The 22,172-nt window shown below is 38.2% G+C and carries 16 protein-coding genes and 1 pseudogene; 11 read left to right on the top strand and 6 right to left on the bottom strand.

From position 1 onward, the window contains the following. Window positions 1-437 precede the first annotated feature (437 nt). Window positions 438-1,199, top strand: coding sequence for an alpha/beta fold hydrolase (locus tag FTV42_RS10150; RefSeq protein WP_180038669.1), 762 nt, complete (start codon window positions 438-440; stop codon window positions 1,197-1,199). A 15-nt stretch (window positions 1,200-1,214) separates the two neighbouring features. On the opposite strand, the gene FTV42_RS10145 is transcribed toward FTV42_RS10150, so the two are convergent. The 5 genes from FTV42_RS10145 to tssH all read right to left on the bottom strand — a co-directional run bounded on the left by FTV42_RS10145 (window position 1,215) and on the right by tssH (window position 8,312). Further along, complete coding sequence (locus FTV42_RS10145) at window positions 1,215-2,156, bottom strand: M15 family metallopeptidase (RefSeq protein WP_005107024.1); 942 nt, start codon at window positions 2,154-2,156, stop codon at window positions 1,215-1,217. A gap of 126 nt (window positions 2,157-2,282) precedes the next feature. Continuing rightward, window positions 2,283-3,107, bottom strand: coding sequence for a type IVB secretion system protein IcmH/DotU (icmH, locus tag FTV42_RS10140; RefSeq protein WP_180038668.1), 825 nt, complete (start codon window positions 3,105-3,107; stop codon window positions 2,283-2,285). Between the two features lie 7 nt (window positions 3,108-3,114). Next, window positions 3,115-4,479, bottom strand: a complete 1,365-nt coding sequence (gene tssK, locus FTV42_RS10135) for a type VI secretion system baseplate subunit TssK (RefSeq protein WP_180038667.1) — start codon at window positions 4,477-4,479, stop codon at window positions 3,115-3,117. A gap of 8 nt (window positions 4,480-4,487) precedes the next feature. Next, window positions 4,488-5,594: a type VI secretion system protein TssA gene (gene tssA, locus FTV42_RS10130; protein WP_180038666.1), complete on the bottom strand. Its 1,107-nt coding sequence runs from the start codon at window positions 5,592-5,594 to the stop codon at window positions 4,488-4,490. A 51-nt stretch (window positions 5,595-5,645) separates the two neighbouring features. Beyond that, window positions 5,646-8,312, bottom strand: a complete 2,667-nt coding sequence (tssH, locus tag FTV42_RS10125; RefSeq protein ID WP_180038665.1) for a type VI secretion system ATPase TssH — start codon at window positions 8,310-8,312, stop codon at window positions 5,646-5,648. 347 nt (window positions 8,313-8,659) lie between these two features. On the opposite strand from tssH, the gene FTV42_RS10120 reads away from it, so the two are divergent. From FTV42_RS10120 to FTV42_RS10075, 10 genes are all read left to right on the top strand, one after another. After that, entirely contained in the window at window positions 8,660-9,343 is a 684-nt protein-coding gene (locus FTV42_RS10120) for a hypothetical protein (protein ID WP_180038664.1), read from the top strand. 14 nt (window positions 9,344-9,357) lie between these two features. Continuing rightward, a complete protein-coding gene (gene tssB, locus FTV42_RS10115; protein ID WP_034438150.1) occupies window positions 9,358-9,867 on the top strand; it encodes a type VI secretion system contractile sheath small subunit in 510 nt (169 codons plus the stop codon). Next, window positions 9,854-11,335, top strand: a complete 1,482-nt coding sequence (tssC, locus tag FTV42_RS10110) for a type VI secretion system contractile sheath large subunit (RefSeq protein WP_180038663.1) — start codon at window positions 9,854-9,856, stop codon at window positions 11,333-11,335. The genes tssB and tssC overlap by 14 nt, the downstream gene beginning before the upstream one ends. Window positions 11,336-11,386: 51 nt before the next feature. Next, window positions 11,387-11,890 carry a type VI secretion system tube protein Hcp gene (locus FTV42_RS10105; RefSeq protein WP_005107016.1) on the top strand — a complete coding sequence of 168 codons (504 nt, stop codon included), beginning with the start codon at window positions 11,387-11,389 and terminating at the stop codon, window positions 11,888-11,890. Between the two features lie 77 nt (window positions 11,891-11,967). Then, complete coding sequence (gene tssE / locus FTV42_RS10100; protein WP_180038662.1) at window positions 11,968-12,456, top strand: type VI secretion system baseplate subunit TssE; 489 nt, start codon at window positions 11,968-11,970, stop codon at window positions 12,454-12,456. After that, window positions 12,453-14,261, top strand: coding sequence for a type VI secretion system baseplate subunit TssF (gene tssF / locus FTV42_RS10095; RefSeq protein WP_180038661.1), 1,809 nt, complete (start codon window positions 12,453-12,455; stop codon window positions 14,259-14,261). Before tssE ends, tssF begins: the two co-directional genes overlap by 4 nt. Next, window positions 14,225-15,220: a type VI secretion system baseplate subunit TssG gene (gene tssG / locus FTV42_RS10090; protein WP_005246461.1), complete on the top strand. Its 996-nt coding sequence runs from the start codon at window positions 14,225-14,227 to the stop codon at window positions 15,218-15,220. The genes tssF and tssG overlap by 37 nt, the downstream gene beginning before the upstream one ends. After that, on the top strand, window positions 15,217-16,656 hold the full coding sequence (locus FTV42_RS10085) for a hypothetical protein (RefSeq protein ID WP_180038660.1): 1,440 nt from the start codon (window positions 15,217-15,219) through the stop codon (window positions 16,654-16,656). Before tssG ends, FTV42_RS10085 begins: the two co-directional genes overlap by 4 nt. Window positions 16,657-16,690: 34 nt before the next feature. Further along, a complete protein-coding gene (gene tssM / locus FTV42_RS10080) occupies window positions 16,691-20,524 on the top strand; it encodes a type VI secretion system membrane subunit TssM (RefSeq protein ID WP_180038659.1) in 3,834 nt (1,277 codons plus the stop codon). Window positions 20,525-20,709: 185 nt separating this feature from the next. Then, window positions 20,710-21,471: an OmpA family protein gene (locus FTV42_RS10075; protein ID WP_373683224.1), complete on the top strand. Its 762-nt coding sequence runs from the start codon at window positions 20,710-20,712 to the stop codon at window positions 21,469-21,471. Window positions 21,472-21,588: 117 nt separating this feature from the next. Here FTV42_RS10075 and FTV42_RS10070 read toward each other — a convergent pair. Next, window positions 21,589-22,172: pseudogene (locus tag FTV42_RS10070) on the bottom strand (ISNCY-like element ISAba32 family transposase); the annotation flags it as partial.

The following is a 22,172-nucleotide window of genomic DNA, read 5'->3' as shown; positions in this document are numbered from 1 at the left end:
GAATCAAGTGGATTAATAAGCTACTTATGAATAGTCATTTTTTGATAAATAATAAGCAATGAATAATTAAAAACAATATTTTCAAAATTACCTCAGTCTATTTGGATAATAACAGCGAGTTAGTTTTAAGAAAAAACTCCGAATTAAAAGTGGTTTATGTGTTATTAAATCCCAGTTTTAAGGTTTTCATTAATTTTATTTAGTCTGCCCCACAACTCAACCATCTTCTTTCATATTTATAGCCAGATATCCATCCAGATCTAAAATCGTAATTTTAAATACTTACAAATCGATTATGAATTATTTAGCCTAAGCAAAATATATCCCCATAAAATAGCCTAAGTAAAATTTATATTTAAAAATTTCGCAATTGATTAATTCCCAATATAAATCCATTATAAACACTTAAATAAAGAAAGAAATCACGGAATTCTCAAATGATCCTAAATTATCAACTCCAACACCACGAAACGTCAGTACTATCTCCAATGATTTTTATTCATGGTTTATTCGGTAGTTTAAGTAATTTAGGCGTACTAGCTCGATATTTTTCTGAGCAAAGAACCGTGCTTCAAATTGATGTACGCAATCATGGTCTTTCTGGTCATAGTTCAGACTTAAATTATCAGTTCATGGCGGAAGATATCCTAGAAACTTTATCAAGTTTAAATATTCAAAAGTTCATAGTAATAGGGCATTCTATGGGCGGAAAAATTGCTATGAAATTGGCTGATTTAGCCCGAGTACAAACTGAAAAGTTGGTCGTTCTTGATATTACACCAATCCAATATCATGAGAGTCATCATACTGAGATTTTTAAAGCCTTATTTGCTGTGCAGCAAGCAAATGTTGCTTCACGACTTGAGGCAGCAAAAATTATGCGTGAATACATTCATGAAGAAATGGTAATTCAGTTTTTATTAAAATCCTTTAATAAAGGGCAATGGCTCTTTAATGTTCAAGCTTTATTTGATCATTATCCAGATATTATGGCTTGGGAAAAGGTCGAAAAAGTTAATCAGCCAGCTTTATTTCTTCGTGGCGGTAATTCTTTTTATATCTCAAAACCTGAACATTTTGCGGCAATCAATGAACAATTTTCTCAGGCGAAAATTGAATGCATTGAAAATACAGGACATTGGCTGCATGGTGAAAAACCAGATGAAGTCATTAAACATATGCAGACTTTTCTAAATTAATTTACGATTTCGCACTCAAGGCTGAAATGTTTGAGTCTGTAATTGTCCTTCATGAATGAGTTGATGCGCCATTTCAGCTGTTTTCTTTAAACCGGGCATACGATATTCAGTATGTCCAAAATCTTTAATGGATTTCCAGCGACCGCCCCAGGTTAAACCCACCGATTCTGCAATCTGGCCAAACAGTTCATAACCACGCATGGCCCATGGATCACGTTCACTAATCACCACCTTGCCATTCCGCTTAAAGGCAATATCCGCGGCCAGACCAAACTGATGATAACTTTGAAAGCCTTTGGCCTTGGTAATATTACTGTTGGTCGCCAAAGAGTTTTGCCTTTCCGGACTTCGATAACCTTCGAGTAAAACCAGCTCATAACCATGCTGTTCGCGCATAATTTTAAAAACCATCAGTAAGCGCTGTTTAAATCGCGGATTCATCTTATGCCATTTACGGTCTGCTGTGCTGATATTTGGATTTATATGAATGTCTTCAATATTCAGATTAAGGCTTTGCGCTGAAATTACAGAATGATTTGCTAAAGATTCTTCTTGTAAGGCTTCGATAATAAGCTGTTCATCAACTTCAGTTGGAGCTGTTAATATTTGCCCATCTAATAATGCATAAATCTGTGGATCAACTTTCCTTAAATATTCAGCTTCAAACCTACTTGCAGTAAGTGGCTGAGTGAAAGCGAACATTAAAATACTGGCAAATAAGCTAAATCCTGAAATCAAAATCCACCATTGCTGCAAATACCATTCAGACTGAAGATGCTCAGGCGATGCCGCCTGATGAAATTTCTGAACAAACTGTTTTGCTTGAGAAAATTGTTGTTTGCTTTGTGAAATCAAATCAAGAAAAAAATCCTGTATTCTTAATCGAAACTCGTAAGACAGCAAGGCTAACATAGCTAAGCTTAATAGAATAAAGCTGCTCAATATAATCAAAATCATCAGTTGAATGATTGATCTAATAATAATTCAAAATTTTTTTTTATTCATCGATATAAATTTTCCAACGGCGTCATTTTTTAAGTCTTTATTTTTATAAGTGTCCATCATATTTATTTGAAAATTGAGTTAGGGTAAATGAATCGTAATATAGGCTTGTTCAGCAGGCGCGCTAATCAAATTTTGATATTGAGAAAAAACAGCAGCTTGTTCTGTTGACAAGGCATATTTAAAAACCACAAAGCTGATCACGGCAAATAATAATAAAAATATCAGAATCCAGAAAAATGGTAATTCACGATGGATAATATGTCGGATTTGATCTGGAATTGCTGAAAAAGGAGAAAAAGCAACTTTTTTACCCTTGAGATAATCAATCTGATCTCCGATACGAGCAATCAGACTATTTAAATGCTCAATAGATTCAATTCGATATTTTCCATGGAAGCCCAATAAAAGGCAATAATGATATACCTCTAATACTGCCAGACGTTGCTTATCTTTATGGCGTATTTCTTCCAGATATTCAAAGAAGCGATAACCTGCAAGTTGTGAACCAAAAAGGCTTAACTGCAAGGGACTGATCATCCAGGAATTTTGCAGATCAAAAAATCGCTCATCCTGTTGGGTGACAATTGTTTCATCTATTAAAGCGCAATAGGCATATTTTGCATCTTGAATATCTTCAGCTGAAAATTGCATCTGGCGTGCCTGATGTTCAAAACTTTTCAACATCTCCAGAATTTTTTCACGAAAGGCTTCAATATCTGTAGGGAGATAATGATTTTTTAACAGGAAAACAATATAGAAGCCGTCATGCAGTAAATCTACCAGACTATTCGTATAGGTAGGGTAGCTTTCTACAGGTTGCATGGCTGTATAACCGGCCCCGATTTGATCATCATCAAAAAGTGAAGAAAAAAGTGAAGAAGGAGAATTAGCGATTGTATTCATTTTTATTTTATCCATTCATGACAGCAATCAGTTCAACCGTAATATCCTTAAAACCGTTCGGGATATAAACACAAATTGATTCTGAGTCCAGCATGCGCTGATACAGTTCATTATTTGGTTCGATCTCGAAATAATGCACACCGGAACGTACTGGAATTGCAGTAGGAACCTGCATGAGGTGCTGGACGGATACAGCAGGCAAAGCTGCAACCACACGTTGTTCTACATCTATGCTACTGCCGACTTTAAAACGGATCGGAACATAGGCAATCAGATCATGTGCAGGCATAATGCTACTCGATACAGCAAGATATAGCCGGGTATTGCGACTGATCTTGTCAGTCTCCAGACTACCGAGCCAATAGGACGGGCGCGTTTCTTTTAAGCTGATACTGATATATCGATTCGAAATAATTGTATCGAGTAAATCTCTGAGAATAATATCCAGCTGATTGAAGCTGTCGTATAGATGATGATGCTGATACTGCGGCAATTGATCAATGTCATAGGCTGTTGAAAAGGTAAGTAGGGAACCACTGAGTCTTAAAAGTTCCGCATATAGCCGTTCCGGATGAATTTGTGGATACTGCAAAATATGATTTAAGGTTGCATAAGCAGTATTTAAGGCATTCACCAGCCAGAAAGAGACAATATCCCCAGAACGAAATTCAATCAGTTTCTGTTCGTTTTCACGGTTATTGGATTGAATCGTTTTAATCTTGGCCCGGATGATATTCAAAGTTCGCTTTAAATTGTCTAGCAGATATTCACAGGCCTGAATATGTAAAATTGGAGGAATGAATTTATGATCAAAAATAAAATTTCCAGAACTTTGTCGTTTGATTTGAGCAACCGGAAGATATAAATAACCATCCAGAGGCTGCTGAGGTTCTTGGCCAACTTCAAAAAGTTTAAATTCTGCCCGACGGCGTAACAGGGTGATCTCTGCAGTAGTGGCATCGGTGAATAAATCATGGGTCGAGATTAAATGTGAGTGATAACGACTAGATTGAGTGTTTTCGACATGACTTACATTTTGCTTGTTCGGCTGTAGCATTGGCAAAGCCAAATAAATTTGCATTTCACCACGCAGGTTTAAGGTATCCAGTTGTACAGGTTCTGGTAATAAATCCTGTGCAGGCGCCTGATAAATTTCACCATCTTGCCAGATCATTTCAATTTTGCTCAATGCCAATATATGCATATTGAATTGAGCTTCATCAAATTGAATGGATTGGATCCCGTGAGCAAAAGGAAATGTCGCCCGAATCATATGACTCAAGCGTTGTTCATGATAGGCATCCTGTAATTGAAAATGTTGCGGTCTTAAAAACAGACCTTCGCCCCAAAGTACTTTTTCTGCTTTAAACATTTTAATATTTACCACTCATTCTTAAGTTCATCGTTGACATATACACCTAGTAATTCATGTATATTTTCGATCGGATTCTCGTTCTTAATCACTTGAGCCAGCCATTCATGTAATGGCATCTGACTCCATTTAATCGTCTTTTGCAGCATGTAGCTCACTGGACTATGCGGTTCATTCGATTGAAAATACTGTGCAATTTCTTGTAATAACTGCATCGCCTGTTGACGATTGGCCAGATGGTTTTGGGCTTGAGGTCGAAATTCTTGTATATCTTTAAGCGAGGTATTCATCACTATTATTTCAGGTATTTTGAGAGTGCCAGATTGTGGTGGATTTATTTGATCCTGAGATATTGGAGAAATATCTGTTTTATAAATGCGCTTAATACTGGAAAAGATCGACTCAAGTTGAGAATCTGTGCTTGCAAAACTTGGTGCATCCAGACCCAGCAAATGATCCAGCGTATTTTTAAGATGCTGCCATTGGGTTTGGATTTCCTGAAGATAACCTTCATTCTCGCTTAACACGATTTTGGAGGTCTGCAGCAACGATTGTTCAAAATACTCCAAGTTCTGAACAGCATTATTTTCAGAGCAGTCATCTTGCTGCTGTTGTTTTAGCTGTATATTGCGCTGATGCAGTAATAGCTCATAATCACCCAAACTATAAAAAGGCGCAGAGCTGACCAAAGACACCTGTTTCATCAACGTTGGCAATTGCGTAATCAGACCTTGTAATAATCCCAAACGCTGATCAAGATCATCCTCTTCGATTTGAGGATGTAACGCTAACCAATAACGCTCTAAACTTTGCTGGGTCAGATGCAATCCTCGGGCAATTCCTTTAAAACCATGGAGATGACTCCAAGCCTCTATAAGCCAGCTATATAAACGGATATCTTTGGTTTTTTCGCTTAATAATTCGATTGTTTTAGCATGCACAAGTTGCCAATCGGCCTGTTTCGGTTCCGAGACCCAGTCACCTTGATCCAATAAAGGATCATCATGAGTTCTGGCCTTTTTAACCACATGAAAATCGTTTGAAAATGAACAATCCACACCACACGGCTGATCGGCTGAAATATTTTTCAATAAATATTCAAATTCCAGACTCATATTTATTCCAACTATTATATTTTATTTATTATTAGCTTTAATTTACTTCTACTAGGCAGCATCTACTTTACTGTTTTTAGACCGTACTTTTGGTGCTATTTTAACTTTAGGATCTACGCTATAAAAAATTTCATCATTCTTGATCTCAATATGAATCAGTTTAGGGAGCTTTTCCTCACTCATGGCCGTCAGTATTTCTGTAGCCAAAGCAGGTAATACTGAAGCATTTAAAATATGATCAATATTGCGCGCACCGCTATCTACTTCTGTACATCGGCTGAGTAGAAGTTCGAGCAAGTTCTCACTATAAGTAACCTGCGTGGCATATTGCTGCTGAATACGTTGGGTAATTTTCCCCAGTTTATGCTGAATGATCTGGATCAATAGCTCATCATGTAAAGGATAATAAGGCACAATTTGCATACGCCCTAAAAATGCCGGTTTAAATTGCTGATACAAACTTGGTTTGAACAGTTCAATTAAGCTTTTTGCATCCGGCCAGTTTTCGACGGGTTGATTTACACAAGCCTGCATAATGGCACTGGAGCCAACATTGGAGGCCAACAGGATTGTCGTATTTTTAAAATCAATTAGACGGCCTTCACCATCTTCCAGCACTCCTTTATCAAAGACCTGATAAAATAATTCCTGCACATCAGGATGAGCTTTTTCGATTTCATCTAATAAAACCACGCTATAAGGATTACGGCGTACCGCTTCAGTCAAAATGCCTCCTTGACCATAACCGACATAACCTGGAGGAGCACCTTTTAAGGAAGATACGGTATGAGCTTCCTGATATTCCGACATATTTATCGTGATCAGATGTGATTCTCCTCCATACAATTCTTGAGCCAAGGCTAGGGCAGTTTCAGTTTTCCCCACACCACTTGGGCCAAGCAATAAAAATACACCTTGCGGTTTATTCGGATCATCCAGTTTTGCTTTAGATGTCTTAATACCTTGGACCAGTTGATGCAAAGCAAAGTCCTGACCCATTACACGTTGCGATAATTTATCTTGTAATTTTAATACCTGTCGGATTTCATCATTCATCATTTTACCTACTGGAATTCCGGTCCAGTCAGAAATGATCTGATTAATCATAGGGACTGTTACACGTTCAAACACGAGTGGGTTATCAGCCTGAATCTGAGACAAACATCGCTGTAATACTTTAATTTTATTTTTATTTTCAATTTTTTTGGATTGAATCTGTAATAATTTTATTTCCTGAACCAATTGAAGTTCTTGCTGCCATTGCTGTTCTACCTGAGAAATCTCTTGTTCCAAATTTGAAATATTTTTTGATAATTCAATTAAACGTGTCTGATGACACGGAAAATTTTGATGCTCCTGATTTAAAATCTCATGTTCTAGCCGAAAATTATGCAGTTGTGCCTGTAACTGTTCTAACTTTGCAGGTTGCGCATTCTGGCTCAAGGCAACCCGTGCCGCGGCTGTATCCAATACACTAATGGCCTTATCCGGTAATTTCCGTCCACTGATATAACGATATGAATTACGCACCGCAGCAGTAATTGCTTCATCATCAATCTGCAACTGAAAATGCTGAGTCATGAGCGGAATCATGGCGCGCAACATATTAATTGCGACTTCTTCATTAGGTTCTTCTACCTTTATCACCTGAAAACGACGGCTGAGCGCAGCATCTTTTTCAAAATATTGTTTGTACTCCGCCCATGTAGTCGCGGCGATGGTACGCAGTTCTCCTCGTGCCAAAGCTGGTTTTAACAGATTGGCAGCATCATTCTGACCAGCCTGACCACCTGCACCAATCAGCGTATGGGCTTCATCAATAAACAAGATAACAGGATAACTGCAGGACTGAACTTCTCGAATAATTTGCTTCAGGCGATTCTCAAACTCGCCTTTTACACTCGCACCTGCTTGTAATAAGCCCAGATCCAATACATGAAGTTCTACATTTTTGAGTACATCAGGTACTTGATTATTCACAATTTTCAGGGCTAATCCTTCTACCACAGCTGTCTTACCGACTCCCGGGTCGCCGGTGAGTATTGGATTGTTCTGACGACGGCGCATCAGGATATCCAGCATCAAACGGATTTCAAACTCACGGCCGATCACCGGGTCGATTTGGCCTTGGCGTGCTTTTTCAGTTAGATTAATAGTGTATTGATCAAGTGCCGATGTTTTATTTAATTTTAGCTGTGCGTTAGGTGAATCTTCTTTTACCTTAGTAAGCTGAGAATAGCTCGGGTTTTCAATACTCTGCTCGCAGAGCTCCAAAAAATGATGTTTGAGATGATCAATTGGAAATAGCTCAAATAAAGTAGAAGCACGAATTGTCATTTGATATAGATCAGGCGCAGTGAGCAGGGCAACCAGTAGATGTCCGCTGCGGATCATCGGATTCTGTTCTGCTGAAGCTAAAAGCCAGGCATGTTCTAATGCACGAATAATGGATTTGGCAAAGATAGGCGTACGAGAATTGCCTTTAGTCATTTGCTGAATGCTCTGATTCAGATCATGGGTGAGATCATCTTCTGCAATTTTATACTTTTTGAGCAATAATTTGAGATCGTTCAGGTCTGGTTGCTGTAGCAATTCTAAGAGAAAATGCTCAATTTCGATTTCATAATTTCGCTGTCTAATGCAGAAATTCGCTGATTTCTCAAGGCATAGGCGTGCATGTTCAGATAATTTTGTAATCAAAATTTTTAAATTACTCATATTTTTCTCTTTGAGAATACACAGCCTGATATTTTTGAAATTTATAGCTATATATTTCTTATTATTAAGTTTATTTTTATTTATTTAATTTTTTCTATGAGCGATGAGGATATTTTGGCTCAAGATTTTTGGCATATTCTACTCAAGTTTCTCCAAATGTCTGCATTCATTGGTCGGAATCTTACTATTTTTAAAATTACATAAAATATTTAACAAAAACGCATTTATGTATTGACTTTCTGTGATCATTTTTTGTTAAATCCGCAACTAGCTTTTTAAATTATAAAAACAGAAAAATCATTTTGATTATAAAAATATAAAACAATAACTAAAAATTGAGGCTTATTTTGAAAAATAATCTAGGTTTTATTGTATTGCTCATCTCAGGGATGGCGCAGCTATGTTTTGCTCAAATCCATGCAGCAGAATTAAAAAAATCATGTATCAAGAGCTATCCACAAGCAAAAAATGATACTGATTCAACTGTCATTGATTTATACCAGCAGTTGTGTGACAAGACAGCAAGAAAAAATATTCTGTTTCAGCAGCAGTTGTCTACCCAAATTGCCAAACGCTATGTTGAAGTAGGTGATCACCTGAAAGCACTCAATTTAATCGAGCAATTACATCAGCAAAATTATACTCATCAAGATTTAACTGATCTAGAATTCCTGGCAGGAGTCGGGATATCTTCCCAAAGTCTGGAACAGATGCGTAGTACAGAAGTCCGTGCCTTAAATGACTCTACCTATCCACAAGCCAAGTCGCTAAGTGAACATATTTATCTGGCACAGCCTGTAGCAAAATTTTCTGCATCTGCCTTAATGACAGCGCGGAACTCAAAAGTAAAACAGACTAAAAATAAACCAAATATCCCAGTAAAACAAAACCTAAGTCAAAATAAAAATAAAGCATCGAAAAGCAATCTAAAAAATAATACGGCTGCTATCAGTAGTAAAAAAACAGAAAGTATCAGTACACGAACCCACACTCCTAGTACTAATCCATTTGGATCATTAAATAATAATTAATAAGGAAAATCATGATGGCTAAGCGTGAAAGTGTACAAAAAAAATTACAGCGTATTCGACCACCACGTGTGCAATTGACCTACGATGTTGAGGTCGGTGATGGCCGTGAAATTAAAGAATTACCCTTTGTGGTAGGGGTTTTGGGAGATTTTTCAGCAGCATCGGAACTTGAAAAAACCAAGCTCAAAGATAAAAAATTTATCAATGTAGACTTGGGAAATATTGATGAGGTGATGCAGTCTCTGGCGCCTCGTGCCAGTTTTCAGGTGGAAAATAGTTTGACTGAAGAGAGTGGCACAATATCAGTAGATTTGGTTTTTAATGCGATGGATGATTTTCGGCCAGAACAGGTAGTCCAACAAGTCGAACCTTTGCGAAAACTGGTAGAAGCACGAGAGCGTTTAACTGATTTACGCAATAAAATATCCAATAATGAACGTCTAGAAGGTTTACTGGATGATATTTTAAAAAATACCGACCAAATTCGTAAAATGAGTATGGAGGCAGACAATGAATCACTCTAATGCTGTAACTAGCACAGATATTGCTATTGAAGGATATTCAATTCTGGACTCTATTGTTGAACGTAGTCGAATTGCGCGTACTGAAGAGGAACATGGTCGTGCCAAGAGTCTGATTGGTGAACTGGCCAAGGAAGTCATGGCCGGTACAGTTATAGTTTCAGACAATATGACCTTGGCTTTAGATAAACGCATTGCAGAAATTGATGCGCTTATTTCTACCCAGCTGAGCAAGATCATGCATCACGAGCAGTTTCAAAAAGTTGAGTCCACCTGGCGAGGGCTGTATTACTTTTGTCAGGAAACGCCCTCACACTCTTTAATCAAGATTCGGATGCTGAATACGACCAAAAAAGAATTGATTAAAGATTTTCAAAGTGCCAGCGACTTTGATCAAAGTACGCTATTTAAAAAAATCTATGAAGAAGAATATGGTTCATTTGGCGGTGCGCCTTATGCGACCCTCATTGGTGACTTTGAGTTTGATCGCACACCTTCAGACCTGTATTTGCTCGAGCAGATTTCACATGTAGCATCAGCGGCACATGCACCGTTTCTCTCAGCTGCAAGTCCTTCCATGTTCGGATTGGAAACTTTTACTGATATTGATCGCCCACGCGATGTGTCTAAAATTTTTGAAACAGCTGAATATGTGCAATGGCGTTCATTCCGGGAAAGTGATGATGCTCGTTATCTGGCATTGACTATTCCACGAGTATTAGGCCGTTTACCTTATCATCCTAAAGATGGCAATACGACAGCAGGCTTTAACTATGTAGAAGAAGTTTCAGGTGAAAATCATAATGAATACCTGTGGATGAATGCTGCTTATGCTTTGGGGACGCGTTTAACCAATGCCTTTGATATGCATGGCTGGTGTGCTGCGATTCGTGGGGTTGAGGGTGGCGGTTTGGTCGAAGGTCTGCCAGTGCATACCTTTAAAACCAATGATGGAGAAATCATATTTAAGTGCCCGACTGAAATTGCGATTACGGACCGTCGTGAAAAAGAACTCAGTGATCTTGGCTTTATTCCATTAGTACATTGTAAAAATACCGATTATGCCGCGTTCTTCGGTGCCCAATCTACCCAAAAACCAAAGAAATATGATAACGATATTGCCAATGCCAATTCCGCATTATCCAGTCAGATACAGTACATTATGGCAGTCTCGCGAATCGCTCATTATTTAAAAGCAATGATGCGAGATAAGGTGGGAAGTTTTACATCTGCAGGAAATGTCGAAGCATTTCTAAACGACTGGCTGTCTCAATATGTACTTTTGGATGATGGCGCTTCACAGGAAGCCAAAGCACAGTATCCACTGCGTGAAGCTTCGATAAAAGTTGTAGAAAATCTGGCTGAACCTGGACACTACAAATCTGTGGTCTTTTTGAGACCGCATTTTCAGTTAGACGAGTTGTCTGTATCTTTACGACTGGTCACTGAGTTACCGCAGTCGAGTCATTAAGACCGCTGCTAAAATTATAATAATATTTATAACAACAGGAAAATTATTAAAATGAAAGACATTTACATCCAGTTTCGCGGCAAATATAAAGTTGATGGTGAATCTCGTGATTCAGAACATAAAAGCTGGCTAGAAGCAAATTCTTGGTCGCACAACATTCGTCAGCCAAAATCGGCAACATCTTCCAGTGTAGGCGGTCATACTGCAGAACGGGTTGAACATTCCGACATGATTTTTATGAAAGATCTGGATGCAACCAGTCCAAAACTTTGGGAAGCATGTTCAGCAGGTTATACCTTCGATGAAGTACAAATCGATTTTTATCGCGCCAATGGTGATAAACGCGTTAAATACCTGCAAATCAAATTAAAACATGTGTTGGTTTCTCAGGTCACTCCAACAGTAAATCAAGAAGGCGTTCCAACAGAAGCTTTTGGTCTGAAATATGCAGCAGTTGAGTGGACGTATAATCAGCAAGATATTAATGGTACACAAAAGGGTGCTGTGACCAAAAAATGGTCATTATCAAATAATACTGCCTCTTATGCTGCGTAATTTGATCTTTTAGAGGCTGGTCCTGATCAGCCTCTCTCTGATATTTATAAAAATAAATAAAATTAGATTATAAAAATATGAATTTGGATCAGCTTTATCCTTACGGATTTAGAACAACATTATTTGACCGTCTCTTGTCTCAGGACATTCAATGTTCTCAAGGCCTTTCATTGCAGGCTTTAAGAAAGTCTGTAGCAGATGATCTGGAAGATCTGTTGAATACTCGTTTAGTTAACTTGGATGTAGATGACAGTTATGACCAGGTCAAACGTTCAATTCTTCAATTTGGCATCATTGATTTTGTAGGTCTTTCAACGGCGAATCCAATGGACCGGGATAAAATCTGCCGCTCGATTGAACATTCTATTCACGCGCATGAACCACGCTTAACACAGGTAAAAGTCGAGATGCTGATGGATGAGTATAATAGGGGAAGTCTGTGTCTAAGTATTCAGGCATTCTTAAATATTTATCCCCTATATGAACCGGTAATTTTTGACGCATTCCTCAAGCCTACTACGCAACAATACGTAATTTTGTCTAAAACATCAGCAGGTGTGCTGTGATCGAAGAATTATTACCTTATTACGAAAAGCAATTACAGGAATTTGGGCAACAATCACGAGAGTTTGCCAATAAATACCCAAAAATTGCCCAACGCCTTTCGTTGAATCAAGAGCAGATTGATGATCCGCATATCGAAAGACTGATTCAGGCATTTTCCCTGATTTCTGCCCGGATCGATAAGAAACTGCACGATAGTTATGAAGTATTTACACGTGCTATTTTTGAGGTGATGTTTCCACAGTACCTTAAACCTTTTCCAGCATGTTCAGTGGTCAGTTTTGACGATGCCATTAAAATCCGACAGCTTAAAAGTAGCCAGCAGATTCCCAAGCAAACTGTATTAAAATCAAAAAGTATCCGTGGGGTACAGTGTGAGTATCGTACGACAAACCAGGTTAGTTTATTACCAATCGCCTTAAAATCTGTTAATTTTAAAACGCATGCTTCGACTCATGTTCATTTAAATCGAAATGCAACCTTGAGCTTTGGTTTTGAAATTTTTAACCAGCAGCAGCGACTGTTGGAACAACAAAAATTACCTATTTATCTGGATGCAATTTCCAGCTTTCCATTGCAAGTACTAGATTGTATTTTTAAGCCAGAGACTGGTTTTTCTGTAATAGTACAGAATCAAGAGATTGATATTCAAAATCCATTTGAACTAATGGGATTTACTGAAGCGGAAAGTGCGCTCCCAGTTGATCAACATACTCATCATGCCTATCGTTTATTAATCGAGTATTTTTGCTTTCCAGAAAAATTTAATTTTCTTAACCTCAATCTGAGTTTTTTAAGAGAATTAAATATAGAAACCGCAGAATTTGAGCTACACATTCATTTTAAAATAAATCTGAATGATCAAGCTATGATCAGAAATTATTCAGAATTAAATAGCGCTAATTTCAAATTATTTGCGACACCAGTTATAAATTTATTCCCTAAACAGGCTGAGCCACAAAAAATTGATCATCTGCGCCTGGAATATTCATTAATAAGTGATGTACATCATCCTGAATATTTTCAGGTATATGCGATCACCGAAATGAAGTTATTGAGAGAGAAACGCGAGAACAGTCAAAAAACTTATCCCGTATTACCTTTTTTTGCCATGAGTCATTATCATCAGGCTGATGCTCAATTTTATTATCACCTGTTGCCCGAGCAAAGTAATACCAAGCATACAGAACTGAAATATTCGATTATTTCCAAATCTTTAGAACCACAAAAAATTTCATCAGACTTTATCAGTATGCAGTTGTTATGCAGCAATCGGGATTTACCTTATGAAAGTTATAACAAAGATCAGAATAACTTATCTCTCAATGACAATAGTTTGGCACGTAAAGCCATATTATTAAAAAGACCCAATTTACCTTATTGTTTTGATCAAAAGCAGCAAGAACAGTGGCGAATTATCTCGCATTTATCATTGAATAATCTTTCTTTAATGAAAGCAAATGCAGTCAGTCACATTAAGGAATTACTTGAACTGTATAACTTGCCGCAATCCAAAGACAACCGGCTAATTATTAATTCAATTCAATCGATCCAGTTTTCTCTGAGCCAGAAGTTGCGTGAGCATAAACCATTTCCACTTTTTGTACGGGGTGTCAAAGTTGAAATCCAGATCGATCCAGAAGTCTTTAGAGGAGCCAGTCTGTATATCTTTGTGCAACTTTTAAATCATATTTTTAATTTGAAAGTTCAAATGAATAGTTATGTGGATATGCACGTCATAGATTCAAAGTCAAAACAGGAGTTATACCAATGCATACAGAATGTTGGTGGCAAAAGGCTTCTGTAGTTGATCGGCTCTTTCAGCAGCCGACCAGCTTTGAATTTATTCAAGCCACGCGATTATTAAGACATGCACCTGCACGGAACAGACATCAAGGATGGAGTAAATCATTTGAATTTATTAGTTCACTCAATCTTAATTTTCCAACTTCTGAAATTGAATCATTGCAATGTCAAGATCATAAAGTTCAGATGACCAATTTAATCGTGGGGTTGACTGGCGTACAGGGCGTATTGCCTTATATCTATACACATAAAATTAAACAGAGTACCGGGGCACACCGAGAAGAAAGCTTACACTTTCTCGGACTGTTTAATCATAAATTGTCTGCACAATATGTCGATGCCTGTCTGAATTATCATTTACCACTGCGTTATGAAATTGAGCATGAAAATCATTATCTAAACATGCTTCATGCTTTGAGTGGCTATAGCGGTCAACAACATGAACAGCAACCTATAGATGACTATTTTGCTGAGTTTTCAGGCTTGATGCAGGGGCAAAATAATACCCATTATGCGTTAAGCAGCATATTGTCTTGTATTTTTAAATATCAATTTAAGATTAATGAGTTTATTCCGGAAAGCTTTCAACTGGATGATCAGCAAAAAAGCGGTTTGGGAGCTTTGCAACCAGTTTTACTGGGAATCAACAGCTTCTGTGGAGAGACCATTCAGCAAATTGATGAAAAAATTGAAATCGTCATTGGTCCATTAAAACGTGAAGACTATATAAATTTTTTATCTGAAGGAATACATAGCGCTAAATTGAAACAGTTACTTCAAACCTGGTGTAGCCCGACCATGTTAGTGGATCTTCGGTTGATTCTAGACAAAGATGAATTATGCCCAGCCCAACTTGGAGAAGTACATTCGATGGGGCTAGCCAGAGGAGCTTTATTAATGCTGAATCCGGCAATCCACAATGCGGAAACCTGCTATAGCCTGATAGGAAAAATGTCATGATTAAGCGTATTATTCAGACTTTTATAGTTTTATCCGTTTTAAACAATGTTCTTGTCATTTATTACTGGCGAGATACTCAATACGATCCATCAAATATTGATTTCCTATTATATTTTGGCATTTTACCTTTGTTAATTTGCTTGTTGTTATTAACACCTTATTTTATTTATAAAGCTGTAAAATCCTATAAACAAAGACAGCAAGAACAAAAGGATAGGGCTCATAAATCTCTTCAAGCACAACAGCAAGAATTAGAAAATAAAGAAGAATTGGATCAAGCGATTGAGGATTACACGCTCAATATTTTTTCAGCTGCCGCTTGGCACAGTTTTGGCGAAAATGCAGAGATCTTGCAGCACATGAAGCAGTTCAAGAGTCCTGAGCTGGACTCAGAACTGCTAAATCGTTTTGGTCTACCTATATTGACATATCGCATTCATTCTGTGGACCGCTTACTTGAAGAAAACAGAACTAATGAAGAAATGCTTCCGACATTACGGGAACAACGAATTCAACAGTTGATTCAACAACAACTCCAACAGCATGAAGAAAGTCTGAGCTTAATTTCGGAACAGTTAAAACGTTCAGCACTATTTTATGATCACGAACTGGCTTATCAATATCGAATGCATCCGGGATGGATACAGGAGAACTACTGTGAAGATGAAGGAAATATTGCCTCTAATCTAATAGCAGTAAGCAGATTAAATAGGTTGAATCTGCATATTTTATTGGCGGATCATATGACTGGGGAGTGGAGTGATCTCTATCAAGAGCAGCTTATAGGTCAAATTCAACAAAAATATGCATTGCTGCCTGCCCAAATTCATATCAATTTTCACTTTCTGCCTGCTGATCATGCTTATTCAGCTTTGCTGGAGCTATTACAGGAAATTTCAGGTCAATCACATGAGATCAGCTTGATCATTATGGCGGATTCTGAAATTGATCAGGATTGTCTGGATCAGCAATTTTGGCAAAATGAAGAGTATATTGCTGCAGAATATACTGCCAGCTGGTGTTTATCCGCACATGACTTAGAGGTTGAGGGGATGATGCCTTCACGAATATTGACTCTCAGTAAGTACGTCACTGACCTATATGCGTACTTGGGTCAGAATCAGGTTGATCTGTCCTATCAGCTGGAACAGGCACATCCTTTTTTAGTTTTCTTAGATGAAGCCACTCAGTCTAAAACAATGAAAATAATACAAGAAAAATTTACTAATATTGATTTTGAGCCGGAGCATACCATTTATCCTCAAAGCTATTTGGGGCATACCCAACAATTGGCAGCAGTTTTTGCAGCGATGATGTCATCATATCTATACGACAATGTCATTACAATAAGCTATAGCACACAACAAGAATCAAGCTATTTATGTTTTAAAAATAAAGAAAGTGATCAACTGAATGAAATCTCATTAGTAGCCTAACTATTTATAAAAATTAAAGAAAAAAGAGATAAAAGTGAATACATTATTTTATACAGTCCTGGGGTATGTCTGGCAGTACATTAGCAACCCTAAAACAATGATGGCCTTATCCTTTTTAGTGGTCATTATTTCTATAAAAAATACGGTTTCTGATCGCATTTTCTGGATATTGCTGACCGTCTATGTCGCCATATTAATAGGCTGGGGGATTTATACACTTATCCGGTGTTATCTGCATACTAAAAAGGGTGAAGAAATCGAGACTGCCTTATCTCAAGGTTTTGCAGCTGAAAGCAAATACAATAATAAAGAAGAACTTCAGCAGATCAGTCAGCAAGTCAAACAATCTATTCAGCTGATTCGTAAGTCAAAATTAGGCGATCGTAAGGGTCACGCGGCACTGTATGAACTTCCTTGGTATATGGTCATCGGTAACCCGGCGGCTGGGAAAAGCTCGGCGATTTATGATTCCGGTTTGCGGTTTCCTTTTGAAGAAACTCATCAGAAAATGGTCTCTGCCGGACTTAGCGGAACTCGAAACTGTGACTGGTTTTTTTCAACTCAGGGTATTTTCCTGGATACAGCCGGACGCTATTCAGTCTATCCGGAGGACCATTCTGAATGGTTAGGCTTTTTAAATATTCTCAAGAAAAATCGTTCTAAAGTGCCAGTGAATGGTCTTATTGTGATCGTAAGTATCGCTGAGTTGGTCAATCAAAGTCCGGAGAAATCTCTACAACTGGCCAAGAACCTGCGTGCCCGTATTCAAGACCTGACTGAACGTCTAGAAGTTTTTGCGCCAGTTTATTTGGTATTTTCCAAGATGGACCTGATTGCCGGCTTCACGGAATTTTTTGATTGTTATCATGGACAAGAATTGGATCAGGTTTGGGGCGCAACTTTGGCTTATCAACCAGACTCGAGTGCAAATGCTGTTCAGCTATTTGAAAAGCATTATGGCATTTTATATGAGGGTCTGAAAAATGTAAGTATGACCCATTTAACCCGTCGGCATTCACAGCATATTTCACCCAGTGTAATGACCTTTCCATTGGAATTTAAGAGTCTCAAACCGGTATTAAGAACCTTTATCTTCACTTTATTCCAAGACAATCCTTATCAGTTTAAACCGGTTTTTCGTGGATTTTATTTTACCAGCGCCTTACAGGAAGGCTCCATTGAAAGTCCAATGACAGAACAGATTGCTGAGGACTTTCATCTGATCCGTAGCGATAATCATGATCTTGGCCTGTCTAAAGAGTCTGTATCACAGAATCATGGTTATTTTCTGAAAGGTTTATTTTCTGAAGTGATTCTTAAAGATAAAAATCTGGTGAAGCAGCATATTAATCCGGCACGAAAACGCCGACGCTTTATGGCTTTTACTGGTGCTTTACTTACTGTATCGATGGTGTTGAGTCTGTGGGTGTGGTCTTATCGAAATAATCAGCAATTAATGGAAGAAGTTCAGGCGGACCTGAATAAGGTCGTACAGATGCAGAAACAGTCAGGAACGGAGCTGGTCACACAAATCGATGCATTATTAATTTTGCAAGCTCATCTACAACAGTTAGATCAATTTGATCAGAAGCGCCCATTAAAATACAGTTTTGGTCTATATCAAGGACAACAGATCAGGGAGAAACTGCAAGCTGAATATCTGAAAGGAATTGAGCAATTAGTATTGCAGCCCAGCCAGCAAAATATTGCAGAATATCTACAACGGGTAAAAAACAATGCAGCAGTTCTTAAAGAAAATCATATTCATGTGCAAATTAATCCGACTGCACAAGTTCAGCAACTCGCATTAGAACCATCTGACCAAAATCCGCAAGATGCTTATAATGCACTTAAAACATATCTGATGTTGAGTAACCGTAAATCTATAGATTCCAGTCATCTCAGCGATCAGTTGACACGTTTTTGGCGGACTTGGCTGGATCAGCATCGTGGTCAGCTGCCACGTGCTGAAATGCTGCAAAAGGCCGAGCAGTTACTTAGCTATGCCATGACACTGACAGATTCGAGTTCATTTCCCCAGCTGGATTCCGATACTGTTCTGGTTGAACAGACTCGCCAGGTTTTAACCGCGATGATGACCGGAGTGTCTGCACGAGATCGTGTATATAACAAAATTAAAATGCGGGCTTTGATACGTTTTCCTGCATTAACGATCAAACAGATGGTCGGGGAGAATGCTCAGACAACCATGTTGGGAAGTTATGCCTTACCCGGTTTTTATAGCTATCAAGCCTGGAACGAATATGTACAACCTGCCATAGAAACCGCGGCGCAAAGCCCAACTGAAAGTAAAGATTGGGTACTTAATACATCACAGTCTGATGATTTGAGTTTTAGTGGCAGTCCTGAACAAATTCGACGCCAGCTGACTGAAATGTATAAAAAAGAATATATCAGCGAATGGCGTAAATTCTTGGGTGCCATTTATTATGCCAAGGCCGGTGACTTTAATCAGCAAACATATCAGATAGATATTCTTGGCGAACCAGAAAACTCACCGATTCGTAAAGTCATACAACGGGTAGCGCAAGAAACCAGCTGGGATAATCCAATGGTACAAGCTGAGTTGGCGGTTCCACAAAAAGGTTTTATTGCCTGGTTTAAACGCAAGATATTGCAACGTCATGATGGCAAGTTGGCACAGAATTCTGCATCGACTTTCTCTCAGGGGATGATTGCCAAAGACTTTCAGATCTTCTACCAGATTGTACGTACACGAGATGATTTGCAGAACCGGTCGCTGCTGGATGAGTATATGCAATCTCTGGCCAAGATACGGAGTCGCTTTAATGATCTAAAAAGTTCTGGAGATATTGGTCCGGCGAGCATGATGCTCCTTAAGCAGACCGTTGATGAGCAGAATTCTATCTTTAATATCACTCAAAAGTTTGTGGATGAGAAAATGTCGGTAGGAACCCATGAGCTGGATCAACAGCTGATTAAAAAGTTGTTTAGTGTTCCTCTCACACGTTCCTTTGAAAGTCTGATGCTTCCGGCACAAGCTGAAATGAACGAACTCTGGCTAATACAGGCCTATCAACCATTTAATGCAAATTTATCGCAAAAATATCCGTTTAGCAGTCAAGGTAGCTTACAGGCAACCTCTCAAGAAATTAATCAGATTTTTGGTGAAAATGGCAGTATTTCCCGTTTTGTCAAAGAGCATCTTGACCCCTTAGTGATCCGTCGTGGCTATAGCTTAAGCTCGAAAACCTGGCAAGATTTAGGGCTTAATCTAAATCCTGTGTTTGTTGCAAACTTTCAAAATTATGTCGCGCCTGTGAATGGTATGGCAACTGGTGAGTTAAATAATACCAGTCGTCAGGCAGTGAGACCCAATCAATCTAATTTCCAGTTTTACCCACTGGAACAGGCTCATTTATTGGCTTATACCATTGATATTGATGGACAAAGAATGCTATTTGAAAACGGAATTCAACAATGGGTGAATTTTATCTGGCCAAATTCCGGCGCAATTCCAGGCGCACGGATCACGGTGATTGATTTGGAAGGGAAGACCCATACCATTTTTGATGAGCCTGGGGAATATGGAATCAATCGTTTGATTGATAGTGCTCAGCGTACACAAAAAGGCAATATTTTTGAGATGGTCTGGCGCAGTAAAGAGAATCCTGAACTATTTGTGAAGACCAATTTTCGTTTGGTGAGTGGAAATAATGCAAGTTCTATCGGAAGTAATCTAAGTTATAGCAATTTACAGTTGGTGGATCAGGTTGTTTCGAATAAAGCAGTAAGAGTGGTCGCAGCACAGAATACGACGATGTCAGGAAAAACAGCTCAGATAACTAAGACGACTGCTGCAAACACAGGAACTTTAGCGCCATGATACTCATCAATCATATTGTAAATGGATCACGTGGGTGAATTGATATGAATTAAAAACAACCAATTTTAGTGTAGAAAATAATTCAAGGTTGGCGGTACTAGAATAGTCTTTAACTGAGAGTCAGATAAGCCTGACTCAAAGCATTAAATTAATTAAATAAACATTTATAGAAGCATAAAATGAAAATAAAAAATAAATACTTAAAGTTAAATAAAATCATTATTTTATTCTGTTTTTTAATTGGTTTTAATGTGCATGCACAACCTGTAATTGCTGAAGGTAATGTACCGAATAACAGTAGTAAGCAAGCTATTTTGGCGAAATTGTATTCAATTTATGGTCAGGAAAATGTGATAGATCGCATTCAGATTCGTCAAGTAGTAGCACCAACGGATTGGTCAAATATAGTCACTGATGTGATTAATGAAGATCTTAAAAAGGTTAAACACGGAATGTTAACAATTAAAGGTTCTGATATTCAGCTAACGGGTAAAGTATCAAATTCTTATGAAATTCATGATACTACAGAAAGATTTAAGGGTTTAACACCCGAAAATTACCGTTTAAATGCACAGCTTTCAGTCAATCAGGCAGAACAGAAGATTATTGATGCTGCATTAAAGAACCGGATTATTGAATTTGAATCTGGCAGTGCAATATTAGCAACTTCAGGTATACAGATACTGGATGAAATGGTCAGTGCCTTAAATAAAGTTAGCGGAAAAAAGATACGGATTATTGGACATACGGATAGTTCAGGCGATACTAATAAAAATCTCATGTTGAGTCAGCAACGTGCACAAGCAGTAAAAGCTTATTTAATCGCAAAAAATCTTCCAGCGCATTTACTGAGTACTGAAGGTTCAGGTTCAAGTAAACCTGTAGCGGATAATGCAACAGCTGAGGGTCGTAAGAGAAATCGTCGGATTGAATTTGAAGTGCTTTAACGTTTAAGTTGCTTGAGCAGCTATAAGTATATGGTGAATGACCTGTATGAGTATATTAATAGTTGTTATTCACCAATTAAAATGTCTATGCGATAAACCATTTAAAATGTCCTGTTTTTAACCACAAGAGTCAAGCACAGGATTTAACTTTCTTTGTTCAATAACAGCTTTCTGAGCTTTACGACTCGGCATACTTTTCTTGAGACGGGAACGTTTATTCTGTTTTTCCAACTCTTCATGCTGTTGCTGAATATGTGCCAGAACTGTACCTAACCGTTTATTCTCAACGATCTCATTCTGCTGTAGCCCAGCTAATTTATTGAAAATGCTGTAGTTGAGCTTTCGTCCCTCGTGCATGAGGGCCACAGTCCCATCCGGGTACTCCAGAAATGAAATATATTGCCCAACAAGCTTATGATTCAGCTCTATCGGTTCAAGCAGATAAATACATTTGTCATAGGTCAGGGTCAGATTCTTGGTGACCTTACGCGGTTCCTGCCAGGTAAAAATATCATCCAGTTCAAGATGAGATTCGGTTAATGGCCGATGTAAATTCTTTGAGTTTCGCGCACACTTGGCAAACTTCTGATTGAAATGCTCAATAAAGCAGGGCAGCCAGGCATTTGCCTCGGCAATTGAACAGATACCTTCTAGGCGCATTTCCTTGATCAGGCGATCCTGGAGTGTTCTATTGGCACGTT

The organism is Acinetobacter sp. YH16052 (assembly GCF_013417155.1).
Taxonomy (GTDB): Bacteria; Pseudomonadota; Gammaproteobacteria; order Pseudomonadales; family Moraxellaceae; genus Acinetobacter.
This window is presented reverse-complemented; position numbering and strand designations above follow the sequence as displayed.

Bases quoted from the DNA above. Each gene is read 5' to 3' on its own strand.
- FTV42_RS10150 (WP_180038669.1), top strand. From the start codon at position 438: ATGATCCTAAATTATCAACTCCAACACCACGAAACGTCAGTACTATCT.
- FTV42_RS10145 (WP_005107024.1), bottom strand. From the start codon at position 2,156: ATGATTTTGATTATATTGAGCAGCTTTATTCTATTAAGCTTAGCTATG.
- icmH (WP_180038668.1), bottom strand. From the start codon at position 3,107: ATGAATACAATCGCTAATTCTCCTTCTTCACTTTTTTCTTCACTTTTT.
- tssK (WP_180038667.1), bottom strand. From the start codon at position 4,479: ATGTTTAAAGCAGAAAAAGTACTTTGGGGCGAAGGTCTGTTTTTAAGA.
- tssA (WP_180038666.1), bottom strand. From the start codon at position 5,594: ATGAGTCTGGAATTTGAATATTTATTGAAAAATATTTCAGCCGATCAG.
- tssH (WP_180038665.1), bottom strand. From the start codon at position 8,312: ATGAGTAATTTAAAAATTTTGATTACAAAATTATCTGAACATGCACGC.
- tssB (WP_034438150.1), top strand. From the start codon at position 9,358: ATGGCTAAGCGTGAAAGTGTACAAAAAAAATTACAGCGTATTCGACCA.
- tssC (WP_180038663.1), top strand. From the start codon at position 9,854: ATGAATCACTCTAATGCTGTAACTAGCACAGATATTGCTATTGAAGGA.
- FTV42_RS10105 (WP_005107016.1), top strand. From the start codon at position 11,387: ATGAAAGACATTTACATCCAGTTTCGCGGCAAATATAAAGTTGATGGT.
- tssE (WP_180038662.1), top strand. From the start codon at position 11,968: ATGAATTTGGATCAGCTTTATCCTTACGGATTTAGAACAACATTATTT.
- tssG (WP_005246461.1), top strand. From the start codon at position 14,225: ATGCATACAGAATGTTGGTGGCAAAAGGCTTCTGTAGTTGATCGGCTC.
- FTV42_RS10085 (WP_180038660.1), top strand. From the start codon at position 15,217: ATGATTAAGCGTATTATTCAGACTTTTATAGTTTTATCCGTTTTAAAC.